Annotated in this window: 12 protein-coding genes and 1 riboswitch; of the genes, 6 read left to right on the forward strand and 6 right to left on the reverse strand. The window is 70.6% G+C overall.

Going from position 1 to position 15202, the window contains the following annotated elements:
- Window positions 1-115: 115 nt before the first annotated feature.
- Window positions 116-1402, reverse strand: coding sequence for an extracellular solute-binding protein (locus U9R90_RS11090; RefSeq protein WP_411056250.1), 1287 nt, complete (start codon window positions 1400-1402; stop codon window positions 116-118).
- A 285-nt stretch (window positions 1403-1687) separates the two neighbouring features.
- Between U9R90_RS11090 and U9R90_RS11095 the strand changes: the two genes are divergently transcribed.
- From U9R90_RS11095 to U9R90_RS11120, 6 genes are all read left to right on the forward strand, one after another.
- Complete coding sequence (locus U9R90_RS11095) at window positions 1688-2467, forward strand: GntR family transcriptional regulator (protein WP_411056251.1); 780 nt, start codon at window positions 1688-1690, stop codon at window positions 2465-2467.
- Between the two features lie 142 nt (window positions 2468-2609).
- Window positions 2610-4862 (forward strand): carbon starvation CstA family protein, encoded by a 2253-nt coding sequence (locus U9R90_RS11100; protein WP_411056252.1) that lies wholly within the window; start codon window positions 2610-2612, stop codon window positions 4860-4862.
- Window positions 4859-5065 (forward strand): CstA-like transporter-associated (seleno)protein, encoded by a 207-nt coding sequence (locus tag U9R90_RS11105; RefSeq protein ID WP_411056253.1) that lies wholly within the window; start codon window positions 4859-4861, stop codon window positions 5063-5065. Before U9R90_RS11100 ends, U9R90_RS11105 begins: the two co-directional genes overlap by 4 nt.
- A gap of 77 nt (window positions 5066-5142) precedes the next feature.
- Window positions 5143-5655, forward strand: coding sequence for a GNAT family N-acetyltransferase (locus U9R90_RS11110; RefSeq protein WP_411056254.1), 513 nt, complete (start codon window positions 5143-5145; stop codon window positions 5653-5655).
- 145 nt (window positions 5656-5800) lie between these two features.
- Window positions 5801-5942: riboswitch (cobalamin riboswitch) on the forward strand.
- Window positions 5943-6081: 139 nt separating this feature from the next.
- The gene (locus tag U9R90_RS11115) at window positions 6082-8472 is read left to right on the forward strand and encodes a ribonucleoside-diphosphate reductase subunit alpha (protein WP_411056255.1); all 2391 of its coding nucleotides are present in this window, start codon (window positions 6082-6084) and stop codon (window positions 8470-8472) included.
- A 59-nt stretch (window positions 8473-8531) separates the two neighbouring features.
- Window positions 8532-9488 carry a ribonucleotide-diphosphate reductase subunit beta gene (locus U9R90_RS11120; RefSeq protein ID WP_411057709.1) on the forward strand — a complete coding sequence of 319 codons (957 nt, stop codon included), beginning with the start codon at window positions 8532-8534 and terminating at the stop codon, window positions 9486-9488.
- Window positions 9489-9543: 55 nt separating this feature from the next.
- Here U9R90_RS11120 and U9R90_RS11125 read toward each other — a convergent pair whose 3' ends face one another.
- The 5 genes from U9R90_RS11125 to U9R90_RS11145 all read right to left on the reverse strand — a co-directional run bounded on the left by U9R90_RS11125 (window position 9544) and on the right by U9R90_RS11145 (window position 14964).
- On the reverse strand, window positions 9544-10281 hold the full coding sequence (locus U9R90_RS11125; RefSeq protein WP_411056256.1) for a VOC family protein: 738 nt from the start codon (window positions 10279-10281) through the stop codon (window positions 9544-9546).
- 85 nt (window positions 10282-10366) lie between these two features.
- Window positions 10367-11026 carry a peptide deformylase gene (gene def / locus U9R90_RS11130; RefSeq protein WP_411056257.1) on the reverse strand — a complete coding sequence of 220 codons (660 nt, stop codon included), beginning with the start codon at window positions 11024-11026 and terminating at the stop codon, window positions 10367-10369.
- Between the two features lie 78 nt (window positions 11027-11104).
- Window positions 11105-12085, reverse strand: a complete 981-nt coding sequence (locus U9R90_RS11135; protein ID WP_411056258.1) for a tetratricopeptide repeat protein — start codon at window positions 12083-12085, stop codon at window positions 11105-11107.
- Window positions 12086-12295: 210 nt separating this feature from the next.
- The gene (locus U9R90_RS11140; protein ID WP_411056259.1) at window positions 12296-13531 is read right to left on the reverse strand and encodes an HD-GYP domain-containing protein; all 1236 of its coding nucleotides are present in this window, start codon (window positions 13529-13531) and stop codon (window positions 12296-12298) included.
- Window positions 13528-14964, reverse strand: coding sequence for an HD-GYP domain-containing protein (locus tag U9R90_RS11145; RefSeq protein WP_411056260.1), 1437 nt, complete (start codon window positions 14962-14964; stop codon window positions 13528-13530). Before U9R90_RS11145 ends, U9R90_RS11140 begins: the two co-directional genes overlap by 4 nt.
- Window positions 14965-15202 lie beyond the last annotated feature (238 nt).

Genomic DNA, 15202 nt, shown 5'->3' on the forward strand with positions numbered 1-15202 from the left:
CCCGGGACCGCTCGGCGCCCACCGGGCCTGCGGCCCCGGGTGCGGGCCGCTGTCACTGCGTAACGGGGTGGTGCGGCCCGTGCCCGCGCACCGGCCGCACCACCTCCAGGTACGGCTACTCCTGGTTGACGCGCTCCGTGATGACCTTGTCGGCCGCCTCGCCGGCCTTCTTCGGGTCCTCGCCCTTGAGCACCTTGGTCATGTACTCCTTGATCGGGTTGGGCTCGGTCTCGACGTTCGCCCAGCCCGGCGTGACCGGGGTGATCTTGCCGGAGACCGCGGACTTGGCCATGGCCTCGGCGAAGGAGCCCGCCTCCGGCGTGAACTGCGCGGCGTCGTTGTTCGGCAGCAGGCTGCCGGTGACCTCCGCGCTGTACTTGGCCATCTGCTCCTTGCCGGCGGCCAGGGCCAGCCACTCCTTGGCGAGGTCCTTGTTCTTGGAGCGCTCGGCGATGGCGAGGTTCGAGCCGCCGAAGAAGACGCTGCCCGGCTTGTCGGCCGTCTTGCCCGGGATCGGGAAGTAGCCGAAGTCGGCCTTGCCCTTGGCCTTCTCGATGGCGTCGATGGCGCCGCCGGCCTCCCAGCCCAGACCGATCCAGGAGGCGATGTCACCCTTGGGCACGATGTCCGTGGACTGCTGCGGGGTCGCCTCGTCCTTGTCCTTGGGGGCCTTGGACAGCGACTGCAGCTCCTTGTAGAAGTTGATCGCCGATGCCGCCTCGTCGGTGGCCAGGGCACCCTTCCACTGGTCGCCGTCCTTGACCGCGAGGTCGCCGCCCTCGTCCCAGAGGAACCCGGCGAAGACGTACCAGCTCTGGCCCGGCAGATAGATCGGCTGGACCTTGCCGTCGGACTTCTTGATCTTCTTCAGGCCGTCCAGCCACTCCTCGCGGGTGGTGGGCTCCTCGACCCCGGCGTCCTTGAAGATCTTCTTGTCGTAGATGACGACGCGGTTGGCCGCGTACCAGGGAGCGGCGTAGAGCTTGCCGTCGAGCTCGGCCGAGGCGACCATGCCCTTGTTCCAGCCGTCGTAGCCCAGCTTGGCCTTGTCGTCGGTCAGGTCGGCAAGGCCCTCGGTGGCCGCGTAGCCGGCGGTCTGGGTGTTACCCAGCTCGATGACATCCGGCGGGGTGTCCTCGGAGAGGGCCGTGGTGACCTTCTCCTGGATGCCGTTCCACTTCTGTTCCTCGACCTTGACCTTGACGCCCTCGTGCTTGGCCTCGAACTCCTTGTTGACTTCCTTGATCCACGCCTCGGGCGCCGACCCGTCCATCACCCAGACCTTGAGGACCTTGTTGCCGTCCTTGTCCGTGGCACCGCCGCTGTCGCTGTCGCCGCCACAGGCCGCGACACCGGTCATCATGGCCGCCACACCGACTGCCATTACGAGCTTGCGCTTCATGTCACCCTCCTCAGGGAAACCAGCAACCCCCCTGCCCACCGCGGTGACATACGCGAAGTACTGCCCGTGGGGCCGGGACGTGGTCTTTAATGGTTTAGACCAGTACCGGGAGCTTGGCCTAGACCTTTAGGGGTGTCAAGGGTGTATAAGAGGGGTCCCAGATCCCGTTATCGGACCGACACCTGAGCGAGGTCGACCGGTCCGGGGCGGGCCGTGCCACCATGTGAGCCGCAACAGACGGAGGAGCCGGTGACGGCAGCAGCACAGCAGCCTGGAAGGCAGAGCATGGGTACCGAGACCGGCAAGCCCCAGGCGACCGCCCCCGCGGGCGAGCCCGCGAGCGCCACGCGCACCGCGCGCGTCCCCAAGTACTACCGCCTCAAGCGGCACTTGCTGGACATGACCGAAACCCTGCCGCCGGGCACCCCGGTGCCGCCCGAGCGCACCCTGGCCGCGGAGTTCGACACCTCGCGCACCACCGTGCGCCAGGCCCTGCAGGAGCTGGTCGTCGAGGGCCGCCTGGAGCGCATCCAGGGCAAGGGCACGTTCGTGGCCAAGCCCAAGGTGTCCCAGGCGCTGCAACTCACCTCCTACACCGAGGACATGCGGGCCCAGGGACTCGAACCCACCTCGCAGCTCCTGGACATCGGCTACATCACCGCCGACGACACCCTGGCCGGGCTGCTCGACATCTCCACCGGCGGCCGGGTGCTGCGCATCGAGCGGCTGCGCCTGGCGAGCGGTGAGCCGATGGCGATCGAGACCACCCATCTGTCGGCCAAGCGCTTCCCGGCGCTGCGCCGTTCGCTGGTCAAGTACACCTCGCTCTACACGGCACTGGCCGAGGTGTACGACGTACGCCTCGCGGAGGCCGAGGAGACCATCGAGACCTCGCTGGCCACACCCCGCGAGGCCGGACTGCTCGGCACCGACGTCGGACTGCCCATGCTGATGCTGTCGCGGCACTCGCTGGACGCCGCGGGCAGCCCGGTGGAGTGGGTGCGCTCGGTGTACCGCGGCGACCGGTACAAGTTCGTCGCCCGGCTGCAGCGCCCCCTCGACTGAGGGGTTACCCGGACCGGGGCCACCGCCCTAGATTTCCTGCCCGTGACGTGGGTAACACACGCCACAGGTGAACAGGTGATCTAGGGGACGGGAGCGCCATATGGCTGGGACAGCACCACCGAAAACCGGACAACGGCCGCGCATGACACCGAAGTCGGTGGCGATCTGGACAGCGGTCGCTCTCGTCGGCGCCCTCAGCTGGGCGATGCTCGCGCTGTCCCGAGGCGAAGAGGTCTCGGCCGCCTGGATGGTGGGCGCGGCACTCGGCTCGTACGCGATCGGGTACCGGTTCTACGCCAAGTTCATCCTGTACCGGGTACTCAAGGCGGACCGGACCCGGGCCACCCCTGCCGAACGCCTGAACGACGGCGTCGACTTCCACCCGACCGACCGGCGGGTGCTGCTCGGCCACCACTTCGCGGCCATCTCCGGGGCGGGCCCGCTGGTCGGCCCGGTGCTGGCCGCGCAGATGGGATACCTCCCCGGCACCATCTGGATCATCGTCGGCGTGATCTTCGCGGGCGCGGTGCAGGACATGGTGGTCCTGTTCTTCTCCACCCGCCGCAACGGCAAGTCGCTGGGCCGGATCGCCCGCGAGGAGATCGGCCCGATCGGCGGCATCGCCGGTCTGCTCGCGGTCTTCTCCATCATGATCATCCTGATCGCGGTGCTGTCCCTCGTAGTGCTCAACGCCCTGGCCGAGTCGCCCTGGGGCACCTTCGCCACCGCGCTGTCGATCCCGATCGCCCTGTTCATGGGCATCTACATGCGCTGGATCCGGCCGGGCCGGGTCGCGGAGGTCTCGCTGCTCGGCGTCGGGATGCTGCTGCTCGCCATCGTGGCGGGCCGCTGGGTCGCCGAGTCGAGCTGGGCCGGCGCCTTCACCCTCGACAAGTCGACCCTGGTCGTCTGGCTGGTCATCTACGGCTTCGTCGCCTCCGTACTCCCGGTGTGGATGCTGCTCGCACCGCGCGACTACCTCTCGACCTTCATGAAGATCGGCACGATCGGGATGCTGGCGCTCGGCATCCTCTTCACGCTGCCGGGCATGAAGATGGACGCCGTCACCGACTTCGCGGGACGCGGCGACGGGCCGGTCTTCGCGGGCTCGCTCTTCCCGTTCGTCTTCATCACCATCGCCTGTGGCGCCCTCTCCGGCTTCCACGCCCTGATCTCCTCGGGCACCACGCCCAAGATGATCCAGAAGGAGACCCAGGTCCGCATGGTCGGCTACGGCGGCATGCTGATGGAGTCCTCGGTCGCCGTGATGGCGATGATCGCGGCCTGTGTCCTGGACCCAGGGCTCTACTTCGCGATGAACGCCCCGCCGAACATCATCGGCGCCGATCTGCAGACCGTCTCCGACACGATCACCGGCTTCGGCTTCTCCATCACGCCCGCCGACCTGGCCGCGGCCGCCCAGGACGTGCACCTGGGCGAGGACGGGCTCCTGTCGCGCACCGGTGGCGCACCCACCTTCGCGCTGGGCGTCGCCAGCATCTTCTCGGGCGTCATCGGCGGCTCCGGCATGATGGCGTTCTGGTACCACTTCGCGATCATGTTCGAGGTGCTGTTCATCCTCACCGCGATCGACTCCGGCACCCGCGTCGGCCGCTTCATGCTCCAGGAAGTCATCGGCAACACCCAGCCGTTGGTCGGCAAGGCGCGGCAGGCATCCTGGATGCCCCGGGGCCTGGGCAGGGCGCTGGGCAGGACCGAACCCGTACTCGGGAAGTTCCGCGATGTGGGCTGGCTGCCCGGCGTCTATCTCACCAGCGCCCTGGTGGTGCTGGCCTGGGGCTACTTCCTCTGGGTCGGCGTCCATGACCCGCTCGGCGGGATCAACCAGCTCTTCCCGATCTTCGGTATCTCCAACCAGCTGCTCGCCGCGGTCGCCCTCACGGTCTGCACGGTCATGCTGATCAAGTCCGGGCGGCTCAAGTGGGCCTGGGTGACGGGTGTCCCGCTCGCCTGGGACGCCGTCGTCACCCTCACCGCCAGCTGGCAGAAGGTGTTCTCGGACGACCCGCGCGTCGGCTTCTTCAGCCTGCGCTCCGCGACCCAGGACAAGATCGACTCCGGGGACTTCAGCGGCAAGGAACTCGCGGACCTGGAGACGATCGTCACCAACACCACGGTCCAGGGCACCCTTTCGGCGGTGTTCGCACTGCTGATCGTCGTCGTGATCGCCGACGCCGTACGGGTCTGTGTGAAGGCCATACGGAACCCGCAGTCGGCGGAGCTCAAGGAGGCCCCGTACGAGGAGTCCCAGATCATCGCCCCGGACGAACTGATCGCGACGCCGGAGGAGAAGGCCCAACTCGCGGCCGCGGGCCTGGGCCCCGGCGGCGGCATCCCCGAGCAGCGCCCCGACGAGCCGGAGCCGGTCCGGTGAGCGCGACCGCCGCGCCACGCGGGGCACTGGCCCGACTGTGGTGGTACGTACGCGAGTTCACCGGCGAGAACGCCTACGACCGCTATGTCGAGCGGGCCCGCCACGAGCATCCGGACGCCCCGGTGCTGTGCCGCGGCGAGTTCGAGCGGCGGCGCACCGACGGGCACGGGCGCGATCCCCGCGAGGGCTTCCGCTGCTGCTGACCCCATGACAGCGGGCCGCCGGTTTCCCTGGGGAAAACCGCGGCCCGCTGTCAGCGCCGTACGGCACACTGCGAATCATGGACTTCCAGATCAGACCGGCACGGGCCGAGGAGTACGAAGCACTGGGCGAGCTCACCGCACAGGCCTATCTCCAGGACGGCCACCTGGACTTCGGCGCCGAGGACCCGTATCTGCACACGCTGCGCGACGTGGCCTCGCGCGCGGCGAAGGCCGAGGTACTCGTCGCCGTGGACAGCGGCGGGCCGACGGGCGCGGCGCCGCTCGGCGGGGTGACCTTCGCGGTGGCCGGGACTCCCCTGGCGGAGATAGCCAGGACCGGCGAGGCCGAGTTCCGGATGCTCGCCGTGGACCCGGCCGCGCGCGGCCGGGGTGTGGGCGAGGCGTTGGTGCGGGCCTGCCTGGAGCGGGCGCGGGCCGCGGAGTGCACCGGCGTCGTGCTGTCCACTCAGGCCTCGATGCACTCGGCACACCGGATCTACGAACGGCTTGGCTTCGTACGGACACCGGACCGCGACTGGGAGCCCGTACCCGACCTGGTCAGCCTCCTCACCTACGCGCTGGCCTGGTAGCGCGACGGCCCGTGGCGTGGCTCGGCAACCCGTGACACCGCGGCCCGTGGCGTGGCTCGGCAACCCGTGACACCGCGGCCCGTGGCCTAGCGCGCCCCACCCTACGCAGGGACACCGCGACACAATATGTGGGGGGTCCCGCAACCAACGAACCCCACATGTATGCTCGTGCTCGCTGTCGCCGCAGGGGAATCCGGTGCAAATCCGGAACTGTCCCGCAACGGTGTACTGGTGCGCTTTTGCGTACCCGCTCAGTCCGAGGTCCTGCCGACAGCGCACTCGTACCGTCCGGTCCGGGTGCCGATACGTCCGGGCCTCGTGGAATGGGCTGGTGGACGCGGAGCGCGGTGGCCCGGCACGGGTGCCCGCGCCCGTCTCCCCCGCCGCTCCCCGCGGGCCCCGCGCCGAGCGAGGGAGTGCTCCACCGTGACCATCGCGCCAGCCGATCCTGTCTCAAGGGTTGCCGAGCGGGTCGAAGACGCCCCGGGCACCGCACTGCTGCGGACCCTGACCGACTTCACCGCCGACCTCCCCGACACCGACCCGGGCAAGGTCGCCGCCGCCGCGCTGCGCGGCCGGCACGCCGGATCGGACGAGGCCGAGCTGCGCTCGCTCGCCACCGAGGCGGCCGCGGGCCTGATCGGTGACGACCCGGCGTACGCGCGCCTGGCGGCCAGGCTGCTGACGGTCACCATCGCCAAGGAGGCAGCCTCGCAGGGGGTTGTCACCTTCTCCGACTCGGTCGCCACCGGACACCGCGAGGGCCTGATCGCGGACCGTACGGCCGAATTCGTACGCACCCACGCGGCCCGCCTGGACGCGCTGATCGACACCGGCGCCGACGACCGCTTCGGCTACTTCGGACTGCGGACGCTGCACAGCCGCTATCTGCTGCGCCACCCCGTCACCCGCCAGGTCATCGAGACCCCGCAGCACTTCATGCTCCGGGTGGCCGCAGGCCTCGCCGAGGACCACTCCGACCGGGCCGTGGACGAAGTCGCCGCGCTGTACTCCCTGATGAGCAGGCTCGACTACCTCCCGTCGTCGCCGACCCTGTTCAACTCCGGCACCCGGCACCCCCAGATGTCCTCCTGCTACCTGCTGGACTCGCCGCTGGACGAGCTCGACTCGATCTACGACCGGTACCACCAGGTGGCGCGGCTCTCCAAGCACGCGGGCGGCATCGGACTCCCGTACTCCCGTATCCGCTCCCGCGGTTCGCTGATCCGCGGCACCAACGGCCACTCCAACGGCATCGTGCCGTTCCTGCGCACCCTCGACTCCTCGGTCGCCGCGGTCAACCAGGGCGGCCGCCGCAAGGGCGCCGCCTGTGTCTACCTGGAGACCTGGCACGCGGACCTGGAGGAGTTCCTGGAGCTGCGCGACAACACCGGTGAGGAGGCGCGGCGTACGCACAACCTCAACCTGGCGCACTGGATCCCGGACGAGTTCATGCGCCGGGTCGAGTCGGGCGGCGACTGGTCGCTGTTCTCGCCCTCCGATGTGCCGGAGCTGGTCGACCTGTGGGGCGACGAGTTCGACGCGGCGTACCGCAAGGCCGAGGCCCAGGGACTGGCGCAGAAGACCATCCCGGCGCGTGACCTGTACGGCCGGATGATGCGCACCCTCGCGCAGACCGGCAACGGCTGGATGACCTTCAAGGACGCCTCCAACCGCACCGCCAACCAGACCGCCGAGCCCGGCCACACGGTCCACTCGTCGAACCTGTGCACCGAGATCCTGGAGGTCACGGACGACGGCGAGACGGCCGTCTGCAACCTGGGCTCGGTGAACCTGGGCGCGTTCGTGGTCGAGGGGGACGACGGGACGGGCGACATCGACTGGGAGCGGCTGGACGCCACCGTCCGCACCGCCGTGACCTTCCTGGACCGGGTCGTCGACATCAACTTCTACCCGACCGAGCAGGCCGGGCGCTCCAACGCCAAGTGGCGCCCGGTGGGCCTGGGCGCGATGGGCCTGCAGGACGTCTTCTTCCAGCTCCGCCTGCCCTTCGACTCCCCCGAGGCCAAGGCCCTCTCCACCCGCATCGCCGAGCGGATCATGCTCGCCGCGTACGAGGCGTCCGCCGACCTCGCCGAGCGAGGCGGCCCTCTCCCGGCCTGGGAGAAGACCCGTACCGCGCGCGGCGTGCTGCACCCCGACCACTACGGCGTACAGCAGCACTGGCCCGAGCGCTGGGCCGCACTGCGCGAGCGCATCGCCACGACCGGCATGCGCAACTCGCTGCTCCTGGCGATCGCGCCGACCGCGACCATCGCCTCCATCGCGGGCGTCTACGAGTGCATCGAGCCGCAGGTCTCCAACCTCTTCAAGCGCGAGACCCTCAGCGGCGAGTTCCTCCAGGTCAACGCCTACCTGGTGCAGGACCTCAAGCGGCTCGGCGTCTGGGACGCACGGACCCGCGAGGCGCTGCGCGAGGCCAACGGCTCGGTGCAGGGCCTGGATTGGGTACCCGACGAGGTCCGGGCGCTGTACCGCACCGCGTGGGAGCTGCCGCAGCGCGCGCTGATCGACATGGCCGCGGCCCGTACGCCGTACCTCGACCAGTCGCAGTCGCTGAACCTGTTCCTGGAGACGCCGACCATCGGCAAGCTCAGCTCGATGTACGCGTACGCCTGGAAGCAGGGCCTGAAGACGACGTACTACCTGCGCTCCCGCCCGGCGACCCGCATCGCCCGCGCCGCGTCCGGCCAGTCGGCACCGGCCGCCGCCCCCATCCCCGTACAGGCGACGCCCGAACCCGACGCGGTCGCCTGCTCCCTGGAAAACCCCGAATCCTGCGAGGCCTGCCAGTGACGACCCCCGCATCCGAGAAGAACCTGCTCGACCCGGGCTTCGAACTCACCCTGCGCCCCATGCGCTACCCGGACTTCTACGAGCGCTACCGGGACGCCATCAAGAACACCTGGACCGTGGAGGAGGTCGACCTCCACTCCGACGTCACCGACCTCGCCAAGCTCTCCCCCGGCGAGCAGCACATGATCGGCCGCCTGGTCGCCTTCTTCGCGACCGGCGACTCGATCGTGGCGAACAACCTGGTGCTCACCCTCTACAAGCACATCAACTCCCCCGAGGCGCGGCTGTATCTGTCGCGGCAGCTCTTCGAGGAGGCCGTGCACGTCCAGTTCTATCTGACGCTGCTGGACACCTATCTGCCCGACCCGGACGACCGTGCGGCCGCCTTCGCCGCCGTCGAGAACATCCCGTCGATCCGCGAGAAGGCCGAGTTCTGCTTCAAGTGGATGGACTCGGTGGAGTCCATCGACCGCCTGGAGTCCAAGGCCGACCGCCGCCGCTTCCTGCTGAACCTGATCTGCTTCGCGGCGTGCATCGAGGGGCTGTTCTTCTACGGGGCCTTCGCCTACGTGTACTGGTTCCGCTCCCGCGGGCTGCTGCACGGCCTGGCCACCGGCACCAACTGGGTGTTCCGGGACGAGACGATGCACATGAACTTCGCCTTCGAGGTCGTGGACACCGTCCGCAAGGAGGAGCCCGACCTCTTCGACGACGAGCTCGACCGGCAGATCACCGACATGCTGAGCGAGGCCGTGACTGCGGAGCTGCAGTTCGGGCGCGACCTGTGCGGCGAGGGGCTGCCGGGGATGAACACCGAGTCGATGCGGCAGTACCTGGAGTGCGTCGCGGACCAGCGGCTGGCGCGGCTGGGCCTGGCTCCGGTGTTCGGTTCGGAGAACCCGTTCTCGTTCATGGAGCTCCAGGGCGTGCAGGAGCTGACCAACTTCTTCGAGCGGCGGCCGTCGGCGTACCAGGTCGCGGTGGAGGGCTCGGTGTCGTTCGACGACGACTTCTGACAGTTGTCGATGGTGCCGGCGTGGAGAGTCACGCCGGCACCATCGGTCGAGCGCGTCAGCCCCTGCCGAGGACGCAGAACTCGTTGCCCGCCGGGTCGGCCAGGACGACCCAGGAGACGTCACCCTGCCCCACGTCGGCCCGTATCGCGCCGATGCCTTCGAGCCGGGCGACCTCCCTCGCCTGATCGTCGACGGGGTCGGACATCACGTCGAGATGGACGCGGTTCCATACGACCTCGTCGTCGGGCGTACGGCGGAACTCCAGGTACGGCCCGACGTCCTTGACGGAGCGCAGCAGGGCGCGGTCGTCGGTCAGCTCGTGGACGGTCCAGTCGAGCGCCTCGCCCCAGAACCGGACCATGGCCCGTGGGTCGGCGCAGGCGACGACCACGGCGGCTATCGGCCCGGTGTCCCGGTAGAGCTCCCGGGGCTCCAGGACGCTGAACACGTTGCCTTCCGGGTCGGCCAGCACCGTCCACGGCGCGTCGCCCTGGCCCACATCGGCGGGCGTCGCCCCGAGCTCCTTCAGCCGTGCGACCAACTCCGCCTGATGGGCCTCGGAGGTGGTGGCGAGCTCGATGTGCACGCGGCACTTCACCGTCTCCGGATCCGGGACGCGGACGAGATCGATGCAGACGGCGGACGGGTCCGGCCAGTCGAAGCCCACGGGTTCCAGGTTGGTGACGCCGGGCCCTTCACTGGAAACACCCCAGCCGAGCGCCTGCGCCCAGAACCGGCCGAGCGCCGAGTCGTCCCCGGCCTTGAAGTTCACCTGAACAAGTTGCAGCGTCATGCCGCACACCCTAGGTGATCTTCCATCGGACAGGCGTGCGAATCGAAGGCGCCGCGACAGCTGGAGCAGCGGCCGACAGAACGGCTCAGGCGTTCGGTACGACCTCGTAGCGCGGCGTGCCCTCGTCCATCTGCCGCAGCGCGTCCTTGCGGTCGCGCTTGGAGAGGCGGTCGATGTACAGGTAGCCGTACAGGTGGTCCGTCTCGTGCTGCAGGCAGCGGGCGAAGTAGCCGGTGCCGCGGACCGTGATCGGGTTGCCCTTCTCGTCCTGGCCGCGGACCACCGCGTAGTCGGGGCGGGCCAGCGAGGCGTAGGCGGTGGGGACGGAGAGGCAGCCCTCGTTGGAGTCGTCGAGCGAGCGGCTGTCGGCCGGGAGCTCTTCGAGTACGGGGTTGCAGACGACGCCGGTGTGCCGCTTGCCGACGTCGTCGGGGCAGTCGTAGACGAAGACCTTCAGGTCGACGCCGATCTGGTTGGCGGCCAGGCCCACGCCCTCGGCGGCGTGCTGGCTGGCGAACATGTCGTCGACCAGCTTGGCCAGCTCGTCGTCGAAGGCGGTGACGTCCTTGCACTCCTTGTGCAGGACGGGGTTGCCGACGACGGTGATCGGACGCGCGGTGCCACGGTCGCGGTAGGCCTGCTCGCGCTCCTCGCAGTCCTCGGTGTCCACGACGAAGCCCTCGTCGTCGACGGGGAGTACCGCCGCGTTCTCAGCGAGCTGCTGTTCGGTGTCCTGCTGCGACATGTCCGCCGTACGCCTTCCTCAACCAAGACCTGTGGTGCATACAGCCTAAGGCCAGCCGACGCGGGCACCTGCCGCCGCTCAGCAGACCTCCTCCAGATCACGCCAATCCCGGGAGTCCGGGCTGTCCGCCACCCAGCCGTCGAGGAGGCCGCGCACCAGACCGGCGGGCGCCGCGATCCCGCACTCGCGCTCGGGCACCCACAGGGCGCCCGCCGTGCGGTGGCCGAGCGGTCCCGGATGGCCGGGCTCGCTGTGGTCGTGGGGGTCGAGGTGGTCGCCGTCGCCCTCGTCGCTGGGCATCCGGCTCTCGGAGCACATCCGGCACAGCAGCCGCACGGACGAGGACCAGTCCTCGGCCGCGAAGCCCGCGTCGGCGGCGAGGCGCTCCAGGGCGTCCCGGTCGTCCTCGGTGGCGGCCTCCAGGAGGACCACCCAGGTGGGGACGGGGGACGGCGCCCAGAGTTCGATCTCGTCGAAGACGGGGTACGAGTGACCGGCCTCGGTGGTGCGCTCGCCGTGCGGGACGCCGTCGTGCAGGACGACCTCGCCCCAGCGGCGCCCGGAGGACGGCAGCGGGATCGACAGCACCTCGATCCGGGCCGGGTCCAGCCTGCGGCCCCACACCACCTCGGCCTCGCCCTCGGGCGACAGCCGTACGGCCGCGCTGCCCAGCTCCATGCCGAGCGGCTCACCCGCGGCGGCGGCGCCACCGGGAACCCTGAGGCCGTACGCCTGCCAGGCGCGCCTGGCCAGCGGCCAGTCCTGCAGGGCGGTGGCCGCGATGCCGACGTTCCACCAGTCGGGGGCGCCCGCCTCACGGTCCAGCAACGCGACCGCGCGCAGTCCCGCGGCCCGCGCCTGCTCCCAGTCATGCCGGAACTTGTGCAGCAGGGCCAGATTGAACCAGGACTCGGACAGCCACGGCTCGAGGTCGGCCGCACGCGTCAGCAGCGCGCCCGCGTCCTCGTATCGGCCATCCCCGATCAGCGTGAACGCCCGATCGGTGGCCTGCCGCCATGAGGTGGAGGGCCGGTGCCGTCCCTTACCGAAGATCCTCACGATTCCCGCCTGCCAGGTCTCTCACACCAGTTCTGCTCATTCGCGCGGCGTCGGGGTCTGTCCCCCAAACACCCTGTACTCGCATCCAACCATGCCCAGTCGGACGGGCGCTCATTACCCATGGGTTACCCAGCTGGTCCCCAGCTAGGCCGCCCGTCCGCCCGAGTCAGGCCGTCTCGCCACTCGAATCAAGCCGTCTCGCCACCCGGGTCAGGCCGCTCTGGCCAGCACTCGGGCCAATGATTCAACGACTTCGGGCTGGTAGTCGTGCCCGGTCGCCAGCCGCAGCCGCTCCAGGGCGGTCAGCGGGCCGCCGGGGCCCTGGGCGCGGGCCATCTCGTCGTACGCGTTCACCGCACGCACGATCCGGGCGGTGAGCGGTTGCTCACGGTACGGGTCCGCCTGGCGCTCGACCACCACCGCGACATCGGCGGGCACCCCGGTCTGGCGCACCACCGCGCCGCCGAGCAGGGCGATCCGGCGCTGCTCGGTGGTGGGCAGGGCGGCGGTGGCGCCCGCGGGGACCGGGTCGAGCAGCGACAGCTGGCCGATGTCGTGCATCAGCGCCGCGTACTCCAGGACCGTCAGCTCGTGCTCGGCCAGGCCCAGCTCCCGGCCGACGGCGCGGCTGAGCGAAGCGACCCGGCGGGCATGGCCCGGTGGGGTGTATCCGGCGATCTCGGTGGCCCGGGCGAGTGAGGTGATGGTCTGCCGGTAGGTGGTGCGGACGGCCGCGTAGCGCCGGAAGGCGAACTGGGTGAGCAGCAGCGGCAGACAGAACACGGGCAGCGCCCAGAGCCCGACGACGGCGACCGCGAGGGCCATCACGGCGCCGGTCGCGCCGACCGCGGAGGCGATGCCGAGCAGGGCGCGCAGCTCGTCGCGGAGCAGCGGGCCGTACGGCCATCTGGTGCGGGCACGCACCAGGGCGGCGGCGAGTACGGCGTCGAAGAGGGCGGTGAGGGCGAGTACGCCGACGATGCACAGCGCGTAGTACGGCCCGTAGCCGACCAGTTCGCCCACCTGGCCCGCGTTGTAGAGCGGCTGGAAGCAGACGGCCGCGAAGCCGACGGTGAGCACCCGGCGGGCGATGTGGTCGCGCCCGGGGCCGCGGCCGTGTGCGAGGTGCGGGACCGATCCGGCCAGCGTCGCCGCGACGACGACCGCGAGGATCTGGAGCACCCCGTGGGTGGTGGGTTCGCCCGCGTGCTGGCCGAGCAGGGCGTACGCGAGTGCTCCCGCGGCGCCCAGCGGCGCGGGCTCCCGTTCGCCGCCGTCCGCGCTCCCCCAGCGGGCGAGCTCGCCAAGCGCGATGAGCAGCCCGAAGGCGAGGGCGGTGCCGCGTTCGTCGATGCCGTGCCCGAGGGTCCAGCCCAGCGCGAGTACGGTGACCAGGCCCGCGGCGGTGCACACGACGGCCACGGTGCAGGGCGTGCGGCGGCTCATCGGGCCGGACCCGGGTGGCGCTGGCGTACGGCCTGCTCCTGGGGACGCGGGCTCGAACTCGGGCTCGCACTCGGGCTCGGACTCGTGCGCGGGCTCGTGCGCTGCGGTGGCGGGACGTTTCTGCCCGTGTCCCGCGGGCCGGTGGGCTCATCCGCCGTCACGGCCGGGTGCCAGCCGTGCCGGTCCAAGGCGCGCACCAGAGCCCGTACCATCCGCGGGTCGAACTGCTGCCCGGCGCAGCGCTTCAGCTCGGTGACCGCGTCCGCGACCGGCCGGGCCCGGCTGTAGGAGCGGGTCGAGGTCATCGCGTCGAAGGCGTCGGCGACGGCGACCACACGGGCGAACTCCGGGATCTCCCGCCCGGCGAGGCCATACGGGTAACCGCTGCCGTCCAGCCGCTCGTGGTGGTGCAGGATCGCCGAGCGTGCCTCGCCCAGGAACCCGATGCCGCGGACCATCTCATGGCCGTACTCGGGGTGCAGCTCGATCACCCGGCGCTCCTCGAGGGTCAGCGGGCCGTCCTTTCTGAGCAGTCGGGTCGGCACGCCGAGCTTCCCGACGTCGTGCAGGATGCCGGCGAAGCGCAGCACCTTCACGCGTTCGTCCGTCATGCCGAGTTCGCGGGCGATCAACTCCGACGCACGGCCCACTCGTTCGCTGTGGCCGCGGGTGTACTCGTCCTTGATGTCCACGGCCTGGACCAGGGCCCTGATGGTGGCCTGGTGTGCGGCGCGCTCGCGGTGGTACTGGGCGAAGATCCAGCCGGATACGTACATCGGCAGCAGGACGAGCAGCGCGGCCAGCGGGCCGTAGGGGCTGGTCCAGAGCACGGCCATCATCAGTCCGGCGAGCCCGTGCACCGTGGTGGGTGCGAGCGAGCTGAGGAGGTGGCCGCGCCAGGCGGTGCGCAGCGGTCGCCGTTCGGCTGTGGCCAGAATCCCGCCGTCCAGTACAGCGAGGGTCAGGCAGAAGGCCAGCGCCGAGGCCCCGGCGGGCAGCAGGGCGTGCGGGAAGTGCGGCACGGTCGGTGCGTCGGCGCTGAGTGCCGTGCAGCCGTCGAGCGCGCGGTGCACGGTGGCGCCCGCCCAGCAGGCCAGGGCGAGTTGGGCGGCCCGCCACAGGCGGCGGGGTCCAGCGGGGCGCCGCTCGGCGGGGGCGATCAGCGCACCGGGCACGGCGATCAGCGCGGCGGCGTGCGGCGGGAGCAGGAACACCCCGGCGAGCAGTACGGGGAGGAACGCGCCGATGCTCTGGGGCACACGCTCCCCGACGAAGCGGCTCCGGCCGATCCGCTCGCAGCCCGCGTACAACGCGGCGAGCAGCGCCACAGTCGTCCACGGCGTCGGATGGGTGAACGCGGGCAGCGCGCTACCGACGGCCCCGAGCACGGCGCACGCGATCAGGAGACGGGCCAGCGGCGGAACCGACCGCATGCGCTCTCCTCCCCGTGACACCGGTACACCGGTACACCGGTCACGGCACGCCCGGTGGCGTGCCTGGTCAGCATCCGGAGAATAGAGCGGTGTTGTGCGGCGGGAGAGGCCTACGCCGGATTCGCCCGGCTCTGCGGCCATGGATTAGCACCTTCGGGTGACAGCGGGGCGCGCCCCCCCCGCGCGGCCCCGCACCCACGGGGCTGTCCCTTGGGGGGGGTAAGGGGAGGGGTGTCGT

The organism is Streptomyces sp. E11-3, from assembly GCF_046540415.1.
Classification (GTDB): Bacteria; Actinomycetota; Actinomycetes; order Streptomycetales; family Streptomycetaceae; genus Streptomyces.

Bases quoted from the DNA above. Each gene is read 5' to 3' on its own strand.
- U9R90_RS11090 (WP_411056250.1), bottom strand. From the start codon at position 1,402: ATGAAGCGCAAGCTCGTAATGGCAGTCGGTGTGGCGGCCATGATGACC.
- U9R90_RS11095 (WP_411056251.1), top strand. From the start codon at position 1,688: ATGGGTACCGAGACCGGCAAGCCCCAGGCGACCGCCCCCGCGGGCGAG.
- U9R90_RS11100 (WP_411056252.1), top strand. From the start codon at position 2,610: ATGACACCGAAGTCGGTGGCGATCTGGACAGCGGTCGCTCTCGTCGGC.
- U9R90_RS11110 (WP_411056254.1), top strand. From the start codon at position 5,143: ATGGACTTCCAGATCAGACCGGCACGGGCCGAGGAGTACGAAGCACTG.
- U9R90_RS11120 (WP_411057709.1), top strand. From the start codon at position 8,532: ATGCGCTACCCGGACTTCTACGAGCGCTACCGGGACGCCATCAAGAAC.
- U9R90_RS11125 (WP_411056256.1), bottom strand. From the start codon at position 10,281: ATGACGCTGCAACTTGTTCAGGTGAACTTCAAGGCCGGGGACGACTCG.
- def (WP_411056257.1), bottom strand. From the start codon at position 11,026: ATGTCGCAGCAGGACACCGAACAGCAGCTCGCTGAGAACGCGGCGGTA.
- U9R90_RS11140 (WP_411056259.1), bottom strand. From the start codon at position 13,531: ATGAGCCGCCGCACGCCCTGCACCGTGGCCGTCGTGTGCACCGCCGCG.
- U9R90_RS11145 (WP_411056260.1), bottom strand. From the start codon at position 14,964: ATGCGGTCGGTTCCGCCGCTGGCCCGTCTCCTGATCGCGTGCGCCGTG.